General features: G+C 43.8%; 15 protein-coding genes. 10 read left to right on the forward strand and 5 right to left on the reverse strand.

Going from position 1 to position 13,841, the window contains the following annotated elements:
- Positions 1-220: 220 nt before the first annotated feature.
- On the reverse strand, positions 221-355 hold the full coding sequence (locus tag V7L01_RS21425; protein WP_335038186.1) for a hypothetical protein: 135 nt from the start codon (positions 353-355) through the stop codon (positions 221-223).
- 269 nt (positions 356-624) lie between these two features.
- On the opposite strand from V7L01_RS21425, the gene V7L01_RS21430 reads away from it, so the two are divergent.
- The 3 genes from V7L01_RS21430 to V7L01_RS21440 all read left to right on the forward strand — a co-directional run bounded on the left by V7L01_RS21430 (position 625) and on the right by V7L01_RS21440 (position 2,604).
- Complete coding sequence (locus V7L01_RS21430; RefSeq protein ID WP_335038188.1) at positions 625-1,350, forward strand: pyridoxine 5'-phosphate synthase; 726 nt, start codon at positions 625-627, stop codon at positions 1,348-1,350.
- Between the two features lie 141 nt (positions 1,351-1,491).
- A complete protein-coding gene (locus V7L01_RS21435) occupies positions 1,492-2,211 on the forward strand; it encodes a SnoaL-like polyketide cyclase (RefSeq protein WP_335038189.1) in 720 nt (239 codons plus the stop codon).
- A gap of 63 nt (positions 2,212-2,274) precedes the next feature.
- A complete protein-coding gene (locus V7L01_RS21440) occupies positions 2,275-2,604 on the forward strand; it encodes an MgPME-cyclase complex family protein (protein WP_099100229.1) in 330 nt (109 codons plus the stop codon).
- Positions 2,605-2,831: 227 nt separating this feature from the next.
- Here the strand turns inward: V7L01_RS21440 and V7L01_RS21445 are convergent, their stop codons facing one another.
- A complete protein-coding gene (locus V7L01_RS21445) occupies positions 2,832-3,815 on the reverse strand; it encodes a PEP-CTERM sorting domain-containing protein (RefSeq protein WP_335038190.1) in 984 nt (327 codons plus the stop codon).
- A 707-nt stretch (positions 3,816-4,522) separates the two neighbouring features.
- Between V7L01_RS21445 and V7L01_RS21450 the strand changes: the two genes are divergently transcribed.
- Positions 4,523-5,170, forward strand: a complete 648-nt coding sequence (locus V7L01_RS21450; protein WP_335038192.1) for a hypothetical protein — start codon at positions 4,523-4,525, stop codon at positions 5,168-5,170.
- 234 nt (positions 5,171-5,404) lie between these two features.
- Here V7L01_RS21450 and V7L01_RS21455 read toward each other — a convergent pair whose 3' ends face one another.
- The 3 genes from V7L01_RS21455 to folD form a co-directional block, all read right to left on the reverse strand.
- Entirely contained in the window at positions 5,405-5,860 is a 456-nt protein-coding gene (locus V7L01_RS21455) for a divergent PAP2 family protein (protein WP_335038194.1), read from the reverse strand.
- 324 nt (positions 5,861-6,184) lie between these two features.
- The gene (gene crtE, locus V7L01_RS21460; protein ID WP_335038195.1) at positions 6,185-7,117 is read right to left on the reverse strand and encodes a geranylgeranyl diphosphate synthase CrtE; all 933 of its coding nucleotides are present in this window, start codon (positions 7,115-7,117) and stop codon (positions 6,185-6,187) included.
- 130 nt (positions 7,118-7,247) lie between these two features.
- Positions 7,248-8,141, reverse strand: coding sequence for a bifunctional methylenetetrahydrofolate dehydrogenase/methenyltetrahydrofolate cyclohydrolase FolD (folD, locus tag V7L01_RS21465; RefSeq protein ID WP_335038196.1), 894 nt, complete (start codon positions 8,139-8,141; stop codon positions 7,248-7,250).
- A gap of 471 nt (positions 8,142-8,612) precedes the next feature.
- Between folD and V7L01_RS21470 the strand changes: the two genes are divergently transcribed.
- From V7L01_RS21470 to V7L01_RS21495, 6 genes are all read left to right on the forward strand, one after another.
- The gene (locus tag V7L01_RS21470; RefSeq protein ID WP_335038198.1) at positions 8,613-9,101 is read left to right on the forward strand and encodes a hypothetical protein; all 489 of its coding nucleotides are present in this window, start codon (positions 8,613-8,615) and stop codon (positions 9,099-9,101) included.
- 21 nt (positions 9,102-9,122) lie between these two features.
- Positions 9,123-9,560, forward strand: coding sequence for an NUDIX hydrolase (locus tag V7L01_RS21475; protein ID WP_335038200.1), 438 nt, complete (start codon positions 9,123-9,125; stop codon positions 9,558-9,560).
- A gap of 162 nt (positions 9,561-9,722) precedes the next feature.
- Entirely contained in the window at positions 9,723-10,310 is a 588-nt protein-coding gene (locus tag V7L01_RS21480; RefSeq protein WP_335038202.1) for a scabin-related ADP-ribosyltransferase, read from the forward strand.
- 155 nt (positions 10,311-10,465) lie between these two features.
- On the forward strand, positions 10,466-11,296 hold the full coding sequence (locus tag V7L01_RS21485) for a class I SAM-dependent methyltransferase (protein WP_335038204.1): 831 nt from the start codon (positions 10,466-10,468) through the stop codon (positions 11,294-11,296).
- A 420-nt stretch (positions 11,297-11,716) separates the two neighbouring features.
- Positions 11,717-13,267, forward strand: coding sequence for an eCIS core domain-containing protein (locus V7L01_RS21490; protein ID WP_335038206.1), 1,551 nt, complete (start codon positions 11,717-11,719; stop codon positions 13,265-13,267).
- Positions 13,268-13,460: 193 nt separating this feature from the next.
- Positions 13,461-13,709: a hypothetical protein gene (locus tag V7L01_RS21495; RefSeq protein WP_335038208.1), complete on the forward strand. Its 249-nt coding sequence runs from the start codon at positions 13,461-13,463 to the stop codon at positions 13,707-13,709.
- Positions 13,710-13,841 lie beyond the last annotated feature (132 nt).

The raw sequence follows: 13,841 nt of genomic DNA on the forward strand, positions 1-13,841 counted from the left end.
CCTCACTCAACTGAGAACCGCTATATTTAGTTTTTCAGGCATTCAAGTTTGATTTTTTTACTATTAGCCAGCGATGTTTAGAGTTTTTGCTAGCCGCCGCTAGCGATCTAAAGGTGGTGGACAATAGCCTAAAGCGACCGAATTTCGTTATACATATGAAAGTCATTTTGTACAGTGCGTAAGTCCCATATAAAGTATTTTTCCCAACAGTTAGCTTTTTTTAACAGTCACTGAAGTTTTGCAACCATTCAGCTTGGAGTGGTAAAGTTACCACAAACATTGTTCCCTCTTTCGGTATGGAATCGGCTGCGATCGCCCCAGAATTTTGCCACTGATGGAGATGTTTAAATTCCACAGGACTTACGCACAGCCTACGAATTCTCGGCGCTCTTCTCTAACGAGACGCTACGCGATGGCGTCTTCTCTGCGAGACGCGAAGCGCGATGGCGGTTCGATAAATTAAGCTTTTTAGCAATTTTTGCGTAAGTCCTGTTCCATTTAAGTGGACTTGAGCTATTAGCCTTGCACTTCGAGTCCCAGGCAGACTAGTTAACCGATCGAGAATGCTGCAAGATTTCCGGTAAAATCAAGTTCTGAGGACTGTGGATTTGGGAGAAACTTGGGGTGTCTACACTTGGCGTTAACATTGACCACATCGCCACCATCCGGCAAGCACGGCGGACGGTAGAACCAGACCCCGTAGCGGCGGCGGTGCTGGCAGAATTAGGGGGTGCTGATGGAATTACAGTGCATCTGCGCGAAGATCGGCGGCATATCCAAGACAGGGATGTACGCCTGTTGCGGCAAACAGTGCGATCGCATCTTAATTTAGAAATGGCCGCTACAGAAGAAATGCTAGCGATCGCTCTCGATATCAAACCAGATTACGTAACTTTAGTCCCCGAAAAGCGCGAAGAAGTGACAACAGAAGGCGGACTAGATATTATCGGCCAAATTGCTAGAATAGGAGAGATAGTCGATAAATTGCAAAGCGCTAGCATTCCAGTTAGTTTATTTATCGATGCCGAACCCCCACAAATTGAAGCATCTGTCAAGGTACAGGCGCAGTTTATTGAATTGCACACCGGACAATATGCTGAGGCTAAAAATGAAACAAATCGCCACCGAGAATTAGCCATATTAGCAAAAGGGTGTGAACAAGCGATTCAAGCCGGATTGCGAGTTAACGCTGGTCATGGACTCACCTACTGGAACGTCTATCCGGTAGCTGCGCTTCCAGGCATGGAAGAACTGAACATTGGTCATACCATCATCAGTCGGGCAGCATTAGTAGGTATGGAAAGGGCAGTCCGCGAGATGAAACAAGCTATAAGAGGGAATGGGGCATAAGAGGCAGAGGGGCAGAGGGGCAGAGGGAAAAAATTACTGTAACTTCTCCCCTGCTCCCCTGCTCCCTGTCCCCTGCCTTAGAAAGAGGGGTTGTCACTGCGAAATCTAGAAATTGGGATCAAATCTTCAGCAAAAACTTCTATGAGCGCAACACAATCTAACGACCTGCCGCTTTGGGTACAAGATAGAGATAAGGTGATAGCAGAAAGCACTGATGTCGAGTGGCGCTATCAGACACCGCCTGATTATTCTCGTTCAAAAGAGAATCTTGCCAAAGAAAGTATTTACAATCACCTTGAAGGTACGCTAGAAGCGATCGTGCAAAACTTAGTCAGAACCTTTGAGATGGAGGTATCCTTCAAAGCTAACCCGCAAGAGTGGTTATCTATTGTGAATGAACAGTTTCGCGTCAGTACCAATGGTGGAGTAGAGTATACCGCAGCAGATGTATCAGCCCAAGGTACTTACAATCTATTTATGCCTGATTCAGAGCATTACAAAGCTTCAGAAGAAACCTTTGAATCATCCGCAAAAGTCTTCCACACAACATTCCCTCAAGGATTTCCTTGGGAAGTTCTGGAAGTTTTTTCCGGGCCCCCAAATGTCACATTTAAATGGCGGCATTGGGGACATTTTAACGGAGAATATAAAGGCCATGCACCTACTGGAGAGACAATAGAAATTATCGGCATGAGCATTGCAAAAGTTACCGATGACTTGAAGGTTATTTCCTTAGAACACTACTTCGACAATAATCTGTTCTTGGAAAAGCTAACATCTGGTAGCAAACAGACACATGCTGAAAACCAGAAAAGTGCTTGTCCGTTCAGTTCTTGGTTCAAGAAATCCCAGAAAAGTTAGTAGTTTGTCAGGGTACAGAGTCACTGTGCCCTGAAATATTCACATAGCAACCAAAGGATGAAAATGCAAACATACCATTACGTTTTGGCAAGTCACCGCTTTCTTCTCGAAGAAGAACCGATACACGAAGTTCTCAAAGAACGCAACCGTAACTACCACGAACAAGAAAAACAAATAGATTTTTGGTTGGTTGAACAACCAGCTTTCTTGGAAACACCGCAGTTTAAAGAGCTAAAAGCAAAGTGTCCCCAACCAGCAGTCGCAATTATTTCTACAAATCCTCAATTTATTACTTGGTTAAAACTGCGTTTAGAGTACGTCATCACTGGAGAATTCCAGGCTCCTTCTGAAGCAATACCAGATGCTTTAGCATCATTAGCTACTGTATCTTAGTCCATCGTGGATGGGCACAAGAGGCAGAAGTGCAAAGGGGCAGAGGGGAAGACTTACTACAACTTCTCCTCTGCTTCCTTGCTCTTCTGCTCCCTTGCTTTTTCCCCATTCCCCATTCGGTTGAGCAACATAGTTTATTCCTGACAGCATTAGGAATAATTGCTACATAATATTTGGGGTGAGGATGCCGGGACATCCTTCAGGAGTAAACGTGCGATGCAATACCTTCATTTGATGAAGCGATTTAACTTCCGCTTTAATAGCCAACCTAGACCCAAGCCAAAAATTGCAATATTAGTAGACGGCTCTGGAACTGAGGTACTTGTAAGCGTTTGAAGTACCACGTTGTCGATGTTGACATTGAGGTTACTGAAAACACTCCTGACTGCAATTTCGTTAAAAGAGCTAATGATGCCAGAGCCAGAATCAGATGTTTCTATAGAGAAACCATCAACTGATGCAGTTAGTCGAACTAATTGTGGACTTAAGCGTTCGAGAACGAGGTTTGCAGTATGAGGTGCTGTGTCGTTAATAGTAGGTACAGAGGTAGTTGATGCTAACTGAACATTTCCATTACCACCAGTTATGCTATCCCCAGAGCCGAAGTTTTCTTTATTAACTCCCAGTGAACTGGTACCAGCTAGACCAGACAACACCAAATAACCACCGTCATCTTCGATGGGAGTGCCACTGCCAACAAGCGAAGCTAAAATATCAGTCGTGATAGGTGTATCGCCAGAGTTGTATAAACCAAAACGCAAACCACTACCACGAATTTGTGGAAACTCAGCAGACGTGGTGGAAAGACTAGGCTCAGTCGTGAAGCGAAAATCAAAGCTCAAATCAAGGGCATCACCTATATTATTCCCCAAGCTAACGGGAGCAAAAGTTCCGATCGCAAAGTGAGCAGGAAGAAAAGAAGAGTTAAAAGTAACAAAAGAGGGAGTGCCAAGGTTCAAAGCGTTTCCAGTTCCAAGAATTGGATCGTCAACTACGCCTAATTGAATTTGAGAAGGAGTTGAAACTGTTTGATCGAAATTTGATGAAATTCCAAACCAGGAAATATCTAACGGATCGACACCATTAGTACGGCCACCGTCGGTATAAGTATCGTTAACTAAAACTTGAGCTTTGGCCTTTTCACTAAAACTAGTTATTAGACTAATTAATAAGGCAGACGAAAGAACTACTTTAAGATATTTGTTCAACATAAAACTGATTTATCTGCTTTTATGTGATGTTATTAAGAGGATGTTTGAAAAGTTTTCTTCTCGGTAACAAAACGTTCTAGATCCCCCTAAATCCCCCGATAAATTGGGGGACTTTGATTCCGGTTCCCCCCTTTTTAAGGGGTGCTAGGGGGGATCAGTTAGTGCCTAAAATCACAGCCAACCACTTTTCAAACAACCTCTAAGCATACAGTTCAAGAATAGCTCTATTTTATACAGTTAAAAGTATAGGTTAATTGGTACCTTAAGAATTACAAAAGTATAGATATAATCCTTGTATAGGAATTATTTCAGCAACAGTATAACTCTGTGTACGATTGCTAATTTATCCCCTTAAGTAATGGAAAATATTGAGACTATCTAGTTATAAAAATCTCTTTAACTAGGGTACTAAAAGAAGATACGGTAGCTCTATCGTAAAAAAAATAGTCTGTTCCCAATGAAGCCACCACAGATCATCTCAAAAAGCCAATTTACCATACCTCACCAAAAATACCAACAGCCGCATCAATTCCCCAGTCGCAAAAGTTTCCCAAAATGGCGATTCTCAATCACTACGTAGAGACAAGTGCTATATTATTTTGGGGGAACAAAATCTTTTTTTATAAAATCTTCTAAGACACCTTAATTTACATAATCTAACTTTTGTGCATAGATTTCTGACTTTACCAAGTGTTTTAGGATTAGCGATGTCTACGATCAGCTTCGCTTACGTAGGGTTGATTGGTGGCATGAGTTCTGTCTTTGCCCAACAAACCATTCCTCTTTGTCAACCGCCAAATGCGGGTGAGTATCTTTTATTAGTAGTCAGCCCGACAGCCAATAATCAAAAGCAGTTGCGTAGTGCCTTACCACCTGAACTTAAGACCATTACCTGCAAATATCTCAACGAAACTGTGACGCGAGTCGGGGGCTTTAATAAAATTGACGATGCCAATCGCTGGGCGAGATATGTCAGCAATATTGTTGGCTTGTCTGCCATAATTACCACTCGACCAACAACGGCAGATGTGCAGCCACAGGCACAGGCACAGGCACAGCTACAGCCACAGACACCTCAGCAGACAGTCAGCTATAATCCTCAAGCTTTAGGAGAGGGTTATGCAGTGCTGGTAGATTATTACAACCGTCCAGAACTTGTAAATAGGGTGCAACAAGTAGTGGGAGGTAATGTAGGTTTTGTTTCTTATGGACAACGCCCTTACTTGCTGGCAGTTTATACCACTAACCAAACTGAAGCATATAATACATTGCAGAAGCTGAACAATAGCAACTTTGTTGCCAGCATCGTAGATAGTCGTAAGGTGATTCTGCTGCGCTCAACTGTGCGGTTCTAGTGATATTAAGTTTTCTAGAATACTAATGCCATCTACCAGGGTGGTAATTTGTCAACTGACCGAATTTTAGATTTTAAATAGGTTTAAAGCGAACGTATTTATTTGGGGAACAAATCCAAAATCCTCAGAACAAGTGAATCTATTCATGAAGTAAATCTAAAAGCCCAAATAGGTTGACAAATTACCAGTTACCAATTAAAAATAGACGCTCAAACAAAGATTCATTGCCGTAGTTTAATAAGCAGACCTGGCTAACCAATAGATGGTTATACCCAAAGCTGACCCAGCTATTACCTGAACTGGTGTATGTCCGAGTAATTCTTTCAGACGGTCTTGGCTAAAGTCTGGTTTTTCATGAAATAATTCATCAATCATTTGATTAAGGATACGAGCTTGCTTACCAGCCGCTTGGCGAACTCCGGCTGCATCATACATGACGATGATGGCAAAAATCATCGCAACGGCAAAATCAGGAGATGCCCAACCGAGTGTTTGCCCTACACCAGCTGCTAGAGCGGTAACTAAAGCTGAATGGGCGCTGGGCATACCTCCGGTTGTCACCAAAACACGCACATTCAGTTTGCGATTTTTGACGATCTCGACTACGAGCTTTAGGGCTTGAGCAATTAAACAAGCTAGCAGAGCAACCAGCAGCACCCGGTTGTCTAAAATGTTGCCTATGTCCTGCATGGTATTTTGGTTAGGTTAGTAAATATTAGCAGCAGTTGTTGGTTGAGGAAACATTTAGATTCAACCCAAAATCCAAAATTAACCTAGTACATGATGGCGGAAACAGACCAATTATTCAAAATAGCCTATAAGCTTATCTGATAAGCTTTTTGAATTTTGAATGAGTAAATTCCGCTGGGCGGTGTAGTACAACATGGTGTAAATAAACCACCCCTTCGGGTTCGGCAGTTCCTCATGGGGGGAACCCCCAAGACCGGACTACCTCACCATTCCAAATCAATGAAACCCTTGCAGTATAAGAATTTCAAATTCCGCAAAGCGATACTAGTTATTGCGGCTGATAATAAAATGAGCGATCGCTTGGAGTGGTTTGGCTCTCTCCCCAAATGGTTCTAATTCCACACAAGCTGCTTTAACTAGCTCTTGGGCTTTTGAGCGAGATTCCTCAAGCCCCCAAAGGCTGGGATAGGTCACTTTCTTCGCTTTTTGGTCTTTACCAGCTGTTTTGCCTAATTGCTCTTGAGTAGCAGTGATATCCAGAATATCATCTATGATTTGGAATGCTAGCCCAATATTTTGAGCATAACGGGTCAGTCGCTGCACATCTTCAGGCGATGCCCCAGTTACGATCCCGCCACACACTACACAAGCTTCCAAAAGAGCGGCTGTTTTGTGTTTATGAATGAAATTTAGGGTTTCTAGGGAAATATCTGATTTACCTTCCGACTCTAAATCGACAACTTGACCGCCAACCAAACCAGCTGCCCCTAGTGCCCGACCAAGACGGGCAATGACCTGCAAGACTAGCTCTCTGTTAACACTTTGGGGGGTTTCAATGGCAACAAACTCAAAAGCCAGAGCTAACAAGCCATCCCCAGCCAAAATCGCCACATCTTCGCCATAAACTTTATGATTTGTCAACTTCCCTCGACGGTAATCGTCATTATCCATCGCTGGAAGGTCGTCATGAATCAACGACATTGTATGGATCATCTCCACAGCACAAGCCGTTGGCATGGCCATTTCGATAGTTCCACCCATCATTTCACAGGTAGCAAGGCAAAGAATGGGACGTACACGCTTGCCTCCAGCTAATAACGAGTAGCGCATCGCCTCATAAATCTTTTCTGGATAAATGATGGGGATAGCCCGATCTAAAGCAGTATCACAAAGCTTTTGCCGCTCTTTTAGATAGGCTGCTAAGTTAAAGGTGGCTTCCTCTGGTGGTGTCTTTTGAACGTTATCAGTTGCTACCATTCTTAAATTCCTGACACTTTGGGATTTTTGTCTTATACGTCACAATTTTAAGGTGCTGTGGGGCTGAAAAAATGAGGAATTAGGGTTAAGAGTTAGGAGTTAGTAATAATAATTCTTAACTTTTAGCTCATCACTCTTCATTTTCTTTCTTCTCTTGCGCCCTAGAATAGCTGGCAAATGTATTTTGCAATAAGATGGCAACAGTCATCGGGCCAACACCACCAGGAACGGGAGTAATAAATCCTGCTACACCAGCGGTTGATTCAAAGTCGACATCGCCAATTAAGCGACTCTTGCCACTAGCATCGGTGACGCGATTCATTCCCACATCTACCACAACAGCGCCCGGTTTCACCATATCAGCAGCGATCAGTCCGGGACGACCTACTGCTGCAATTAGAATATCAGCATTTTGGGTGATGGTTTTTAGATCGGGCGATCGCGAGTGAGCGATCGTGACTGTGGCATCAGCTTCTAATAGCATCAGCGCCATAGGTTTACCTACCAAAATACTGCGTCCCACGACTACTGCCTGTTTTCCCTGCAAAGGAATTTCATATTCTTGTAACAGTCGCATCACACCAGCCGGGGTACAGCTGCGTAATCCGGTTTCTCCCCGTACTAGTCGTCCCAAGTTAACTGGGTGTAGTCCATCAGCATCTTTATCGGGATCGATTTGATGTAGCAGAGCCACAGCATCCAAGTGGTTAGGTAAGGGCAACTGCACAAGAATGCCATCCACCCGTTCATCGTGGTTTAGTGCAGCTATGACCTCTTCTAACTCTTCAAAGGTAGTTTGGGCGGGGAAATGCTTACCAAAAGAAGCGATACCAACTTTAGCGCAGGCTTTTTCTTTATTACGTACATAAGCCGCTGATGCTGGATTATCGCCAACCATTAGCACTGCTAAACCAGGGGGTCGTCCAATTTTTGGTTGTAATAGTGTAATAGCAATAGAAAGTTCTTGCTGAATTTTTGCCGCTAAAGCTTTACCATCAAGGAGTTTGGCAGTTTTTGTTTCCATAATAATTCCCAGCTATATTCGCCTTTTGTCAACGAAGAGGCAGGGAGCAGAGAGAAATGACCTCTTCCTCCAGACACAGAGCTTCTTCGGAACATGGGTCTGAGTCCCCTAAAGTGGTTCTCGTAAAAAGCGAAAAAGTAACGCAACAGGCTGGGTCGAATCCCTTTCCTGTTCTATCCCCCTTGCTCCCTGCTCCCTGCTCCCTTGCCTCTTTTTCAAAACTCAGCCGTTTCTAGTCTAGGCGAAGTCAACAATCCAAAATCCAGAGTGAAAATATTGATTTTTGATTCTTGACTTTTAACTATTATTGTGCTGCTGTTTGAGGTCGTAGCGTTTTTCTCACAGTAAATCCATAATGTTTATTTTCTCAGATCGAGGACGTTATCTGAAGAATATAAAAATTAGGCATGAAATCGGAACATTATTTGCTCAGTTGAGAGCGTCTTTCTGCAACCGAATAAAACATTATAGATGGGAACTGACCTAATGAAACTGGTGACAAAGCAAACAGTGACGCAAAAATTTGCTCAATCGGTGGCTTTCGTAGAACAAACGAGAAATTTGTCCCTTTCGTTCTTGTACGGATACAGCATTGTTCCCTACCGCCTGGTGTTGATTTTTTTCTTAGTAGTGGGACTTTGTAGTTGTGGTAGTTTGCCTTCGTCTGACTTGAATGGGGTTAACTTGAAAATTGGCAGCAATGTCACCCCAATTCGAGAAATTAAACCAGAACAAAAGAATCAGGCTATAGTTTACATCCAAGGTCAGGTGGAAAAGCAAGCTCCTCTGATGAAGCAGTGGGCTTATCAAATTAGTGACTCGACTGGCAAAATTTGGGTTGTCACCAATCAAAAGAATTTAGTCAAGGGAGCACAAGTGGTGATTAAGGGTAAAGTTCGCTATCGAAGTATCCCCTTAGCCGATCGAGAATTGGGGGAAGTTTATCTAGAAGAAGAGTAATCAGCAATTAAAAATGAACATATGAACAATCAACCAGTGCATGTAGCGATCGCAATTCTCTACCAAAAAAACAAGTTTCTCATGCAACTGCGGGACAACATCCCTGGTATTCTCTACCCCGGTTACTGGGCGATATTTGGCGGTCATATCGAACCTGGCGAAACACCAGAGGTAGCAGTGAAGCGAGAGATTTTAGAAGAAATCGGCTATGACTTACCACCCTTTGTTGAATTTGGCTGTTATACCGACGAAAGAGTTGTCCGTCATGTCTTTCATGCACCACTCTTGGTGGAATTAAATCAACTGGTTTTGAATGAAGGCTGGGATATGGGGTTATTGACCCCAGAAGATATTCACCAAGGTAACTGTTATTCGCAAAACGCTGGCGAAGTGCGACCTTTAGGAGCAATGCATCAGCGAATTATGTTGGATTTTATAAACAAAAAGCAACAGCCCTAAGGATCAAAGTAACGGAGGCGATCGCTAATTGTGCGATTACCAAAAAAGCGATCGCCTAGCTCGTAAGGGGCGCTAACAAAGTGATAGACTACACATTGCTTACCTTGACCTCAGCTACAGGAGATAGTACAGCAACTCCCAACCGCCAAAACAGCATATACATTGACAGGAGATAAGGTAATACAGGCAAAAGGCTTGGGGGATAAGATAGAACAGCAACTTCGTATTTGGAAACGAAATCTTGATGGAAAGCGACTTCCCGCAACGGTATATCGAATAGATGCGCGAAATCCTAACCAAATAAGTCAAACTGGCTTTCAGCCTCACAAAGACAACGGTAATATTTCTATAAAAGAACATGTAAACAATGCATTGGATCAAGTATTAGCAAATGGAGACACAACTGCTAAATATCAGAGTCAATTTGTTTCAACGGCAGCATATGGGGGACTAAAAGACACGATATTGCTTCATGTTGCCACAGGAAAATATCTTTATAAAATTTCAACATCTGCAATAAATCTAGCGAATGCATCATTCACCGACGTGAACGATTATTTTGATCGAATAGGCCAACCACGTCCATTCCCTAAACAGCGCGAGTGGATCAAGCAAGGAGGTATCCCAGGAGCAGCAATAAGGCAATATATGGATGCAGAAACTTTCTATAAGCAAAAAGTGAATATAGTTAATGGGCAATTAGTTTTGCCGGACGAAAACTCTATTAGTGGATGGCAAGATATGCCGTAAGTTTAAGTGAATTGTTTGGTGAGTGTGATCGCTAATTGTGCGATTACCAAAAGAGCGATCGCCTAGCTCCAATGGGGCGTTAACAAAGTGATACACTACACATTGGATACTAGGGTACAAATCCTATGTCCCTTACAGAGGGAAAGAGGTCAAAAATGACGGGTCAGCCTCCCATTGCTAGCGAAGCATTCAAGCAATTCGAGCGCGATAAATTTTCCTTGGTGGCCCAAGGATACGATCGAGCGATCGCTCAAATAACATCTCAAGTTGATGAAGCCATATTAGATGCCGTAGAAGCGGGGTATGGAAAGCAATTGCTAGATGTCGCTTGCGGAACTGGATGGCTGAGTGCGGCCGCGGTGAGTCGGCAAGCTATAGTCACTGGATTAGACTATGCAGATAATATGGTCGCCATTGCCCGTTTGCGATGTCCGGAAGCCGAATTCCAAATCGGGGACGCCGAGAATCTTCCCTTCGAGTCGGAACGATTTGAGGCGGTGGTCTGTAGCTTGGGCATCCTCCATTTCCCTAACCCGGAACGAGCGATCGCTGAGTCTTTTCGAGTCCTCAAACCAGGAGGGCGCTATGCCTTCACTTGTTGGACACCACCAGCGCGTAATCCTTTCATGTCCCTGATTTTGGGTTCGGTGCAGACTCACGGCAATATGGAGGTGGATTTACCTCTAGGGCCGCCCTTGTTCCGCTTTGGTGAAACAGTCGAATGCAAAAGAGTTTTGAGTTCCGAGGGATTCACTTCAGTCTCTGTTACCGAACTACCCATAAAGTGGACTTTCTCCACACCCCAGGATGTGATGCCAAAGGTTGTTGTCAGTACCGCCCGCCTTGGATCAATACTTGTAATGCAAACCGAGGAGCAACGGCACAATATCGAGAACGCTATTATCGAGGGAGCAAAAAAGTATGTCACGGAGAGTGGTTTGGAAATTCCGGCTTCTGTGGTACTGGCTGTGGGTCACAAACCATGAGCTTGAACAAGTTTTCTGAAACTTATTACAGCAGTTTTCATGTATTTGAACCACATCTGTCGTAGGGGCGCAAGGCCTTGTGCCCCTACCACGTAGTCTATTTACCTGAAAATAGCTGTAATTACAGCCAGGGGCAGAATTTGTGTAGCCCTTTTGATACAGCATGAGTTAGGAGTCAGGAGTCAAAAAGGCTTTTTATTTGGCTTGTAGACCAAAGAACTGTACCTGACTAACTTGCAATTCGCTGGATTATATGCTCTAAAATAACCGTAATTGCAAATGTTCGCTGACAATAGCCAACATGATTTCAGCTTGATTTTAGACTTTTGATGAATTGTGTTAAAAGTGCGATCGCTGTATTCTAGATATGCGAACTAGTAAATATTCATCCACCGACTGCTTGGGCATCAGGAGAAAAAAATGAGAGAACATGTAAGCCAGTCCAAAAAAGCTACCACTGTTTCCTTCTCAATACCATCTCTCAAACACCGGATACCCGGCTTTGGTTTAGATTCCTCACAAGCTTCACCCCAAGCAGTTCCATTGGTGCAACCACTTCATAAACCTCTCACCCACGACATTAGTCGAATACCCTTGCGTAATCCCCAAGCAAAACTCTCAATTAGCCAGCCTGGGGATAAATATGAACAGGAAGCTGATAGCGTCGCACAGCAGGTAATGCAAAGAATAGCGCAGCCTATAAATCGCCAGTCTATGCAACGAGAGGCGATGCCAGAAGAGAAAGAATTGCAGATAAAATCTCTGGAAAATAGCACACTGCAACGACAAGAGTCGCCAGAGGATGAAGAAGAATTGCAGATGAAGCCGATGGTGCAGCGTCAGGGTAAGGCTGGGATGGGTGCTGCGCCAGACTTGGAAGCGTCCATCAACCAAGCAAGGGGTGGTGGACAAGCGATGGCGGACAATATCCGCCAACCGATGGAACAGGCGTTTGGCGCTGATTTCAGTGGGGTGAAGGTTCACACGGATGGTCAGTCAGACCAGTTGAATCAGTCAATTCAGGCGCGGGCTTTCACGACGGGACAGGATGTGTTCTTTCGGCAGGGGGAATACAACCCTGGGAGTCGGGGGGGTCAAGAGTTGTTGGCGCATGAGTTGACTCATGTTGTGCAGCAAAATGGAGGGGCTGTACAGCGATCGCAAAATCAAAAAGCTACCCTACAGCGTCAAGAAACAGAAATTATACAAAGGGTAGTTTACGATAATATGGCTGCGATGTGGACGGAAGTCCATAGTGGCTATTCGCAAGAAAAGATTCAAAATATTCTTAAAGATTCTGTGCTGTCCGCACAATATAATGACGCAGCTACCCAATTACCTAAGTGTGATTTTGTTCAAGTTCAAGGCACAGCACCTCAAGCTACCTCAACACCTGACGCAGAAAAACCTTATAAGATAGAGTGGGACACCGCGAAAAAACTCTCTCTTGATGAGGATTACTTTGCAAGTGCTATTATTCATGAACTGGCTCATGTTGCATCATCACAACAGTACCAAAGAAATGGAGTTAATGACAGGGAATTGATTTGGGCTAACATGAATTTGCCTCCTGCGGAGGGTGTTGTCGATCCTGAAACTGGGATGAGTCCTAATCAATTGCAATCATATGTAACTCAAATGAAGACAATTGATCGAAATTGGCAAGATCTAGAAAAGGAGGCTACGGCAGATCAAAAGTCGGGAAAACTTCCCAACATTCACTACGAGCATATAGATAAAAGAATCCAATATGGCTTGGGTACATGCTTTGTCCACAACGATACAGTATTGGTAGATATGCTGTACTATTTAAAAGCAAAAGAATTAGATAATACAAGGACATATTCATTCGCAAGACGTATGCTCAATGAAGCCAATGATCGTCGTAGGAATGGTTTTTGGTCGAAGAGTGATACTGAAGTTAGAGTGGTTGATAGCAAAGCATGGTGGTTTCAATTTTGGAAATGGTAATCACAGGTTTAAAAATGCGATGATCGAGCTATACTGTGCTCGCTCACCTCGTAGTACGATCGCCCGATCTTGTAGGGTGCGTTAACGTTCGCGTAGCGTGCCGTAAGCAAGTAACGCACTGAAGCAATCATATTGAAATTCCAGAAATGCTTAACAGTTTTTGGGATATTTAGAAGAGTTGAGGTGTGGTGTGGTGCATAACGCACCCTACATAGCTTCCGGGAAGGCAGAAGTTGCTACAGACTGCGCGAAACACCCAAACGTGAAGGCAGAAGTTACTTCAGAGAAGGCAGAAGTTGCTACAGATTGCGCGAAACACCCAAACGTGAAGGCAGAAGTTACTTCAGAGAAGGCAGAAGTTGCTACAGATTGCGCGAAACACTCAAACGTGAAGGCAGAAGTTACTTTTGGGAAGGCAGTAGTACGATCGCATCTGTTTTAAGTTGGGTAAATGGACATAAAATTGTCAAATTATCAGAATTTGCCCACCCTACACCTCTTGAAGTGCGTAGGCGCAGCCCGCCGCAGGCATCCCCATTCTTGCCAGTAGGGTTGAGTACCGACACCAAACAAT

It is taken from the genome of Nostoc sp., from assembly GCF_036917095.1.
Lineage (GTDB): Bacteria > Cyanobacteriota > Cyanobacteriia > Cyanobacteriales > Nostocaceae > Nostoc.

Bases quoted from the DNA above. Each gene is read 5' to 3' on its own strand.
- V7L01_RS21435 (WP_335038189.1), top strand. From the start codon at position 1,492: ATGAGCGCAACACAATCTAACGACCTGCCGCTTTGGGTACAAGATAGA.
- V7L01_RS21440 (WP_099100229.1), top strand. From the start codon at position 2,275: ATGCAAACATACCATTACGTTTTGGCAAGTCACCGCTTTCTTCTCGAA.
- V7L01_RS21445 (WP_335038190.1), bottom strand. From the start codon at position 3,815: ATGTTGAACAAATATCTTAAAGTAGTTCTTTCGTCTGCCTTATTAATT.
- V7L01_RS21450 (WP_335038192.1), top strand. From the start codon at position 4,523: ATGTCTACGATCAGCTTCGCTTACGTAGGGTTGATTGGTGGCATGAGT.
- V7L01_RS21455 (WP_335038194.1), bottom strand. From the start codon at position 5,860: ATGCAGGACATAGGCAACATTTTAGACAACCGGGTGCTGCTGGTTGCT.
- crtE (WP_335038195.1), bottom strand. From the start codon at position 7,117: ATGGTAGCAACTGATAACGTTCAAAAGACACCACCAGAGGAAGCCACC.
- folD (WP_335038196.1), bottom strand. From the start codon at position 8,141: ATGGAAACAAAAACTGCCAAACTCCTTGATGGTAAAGCTTTAGCGGCA.
- V7L01_RS21470 (WP_335038198.1), top strand. From the start codon at position 8,613: ATGGGAACTGACCTAATGAAACTGGTGACAAAGCAAACAGTGACGCAA.
- V7L01_RS21475 (WP_335038200.1), top strand. From the start codon at position 9,123: ATGAACAATCAACCAGTGCATGTAGCGATCGCAATTCTCTACCAAAAA.
- V7L01_RS21485 (WP_335038204.1), top strand. From the start codon at position 10,466: ATGACGGGTCAGCCTCCCATTGCTAGCGAAGCATTCAAGCAATTCGAG.
- V7L01_RS21490 (WP_335038206.1), top strand. From the start codon at position 11,717: ATGAGAGAACATGTAAGCCAGTCCAAAAAAGCTACCACTGTTTCCTTC.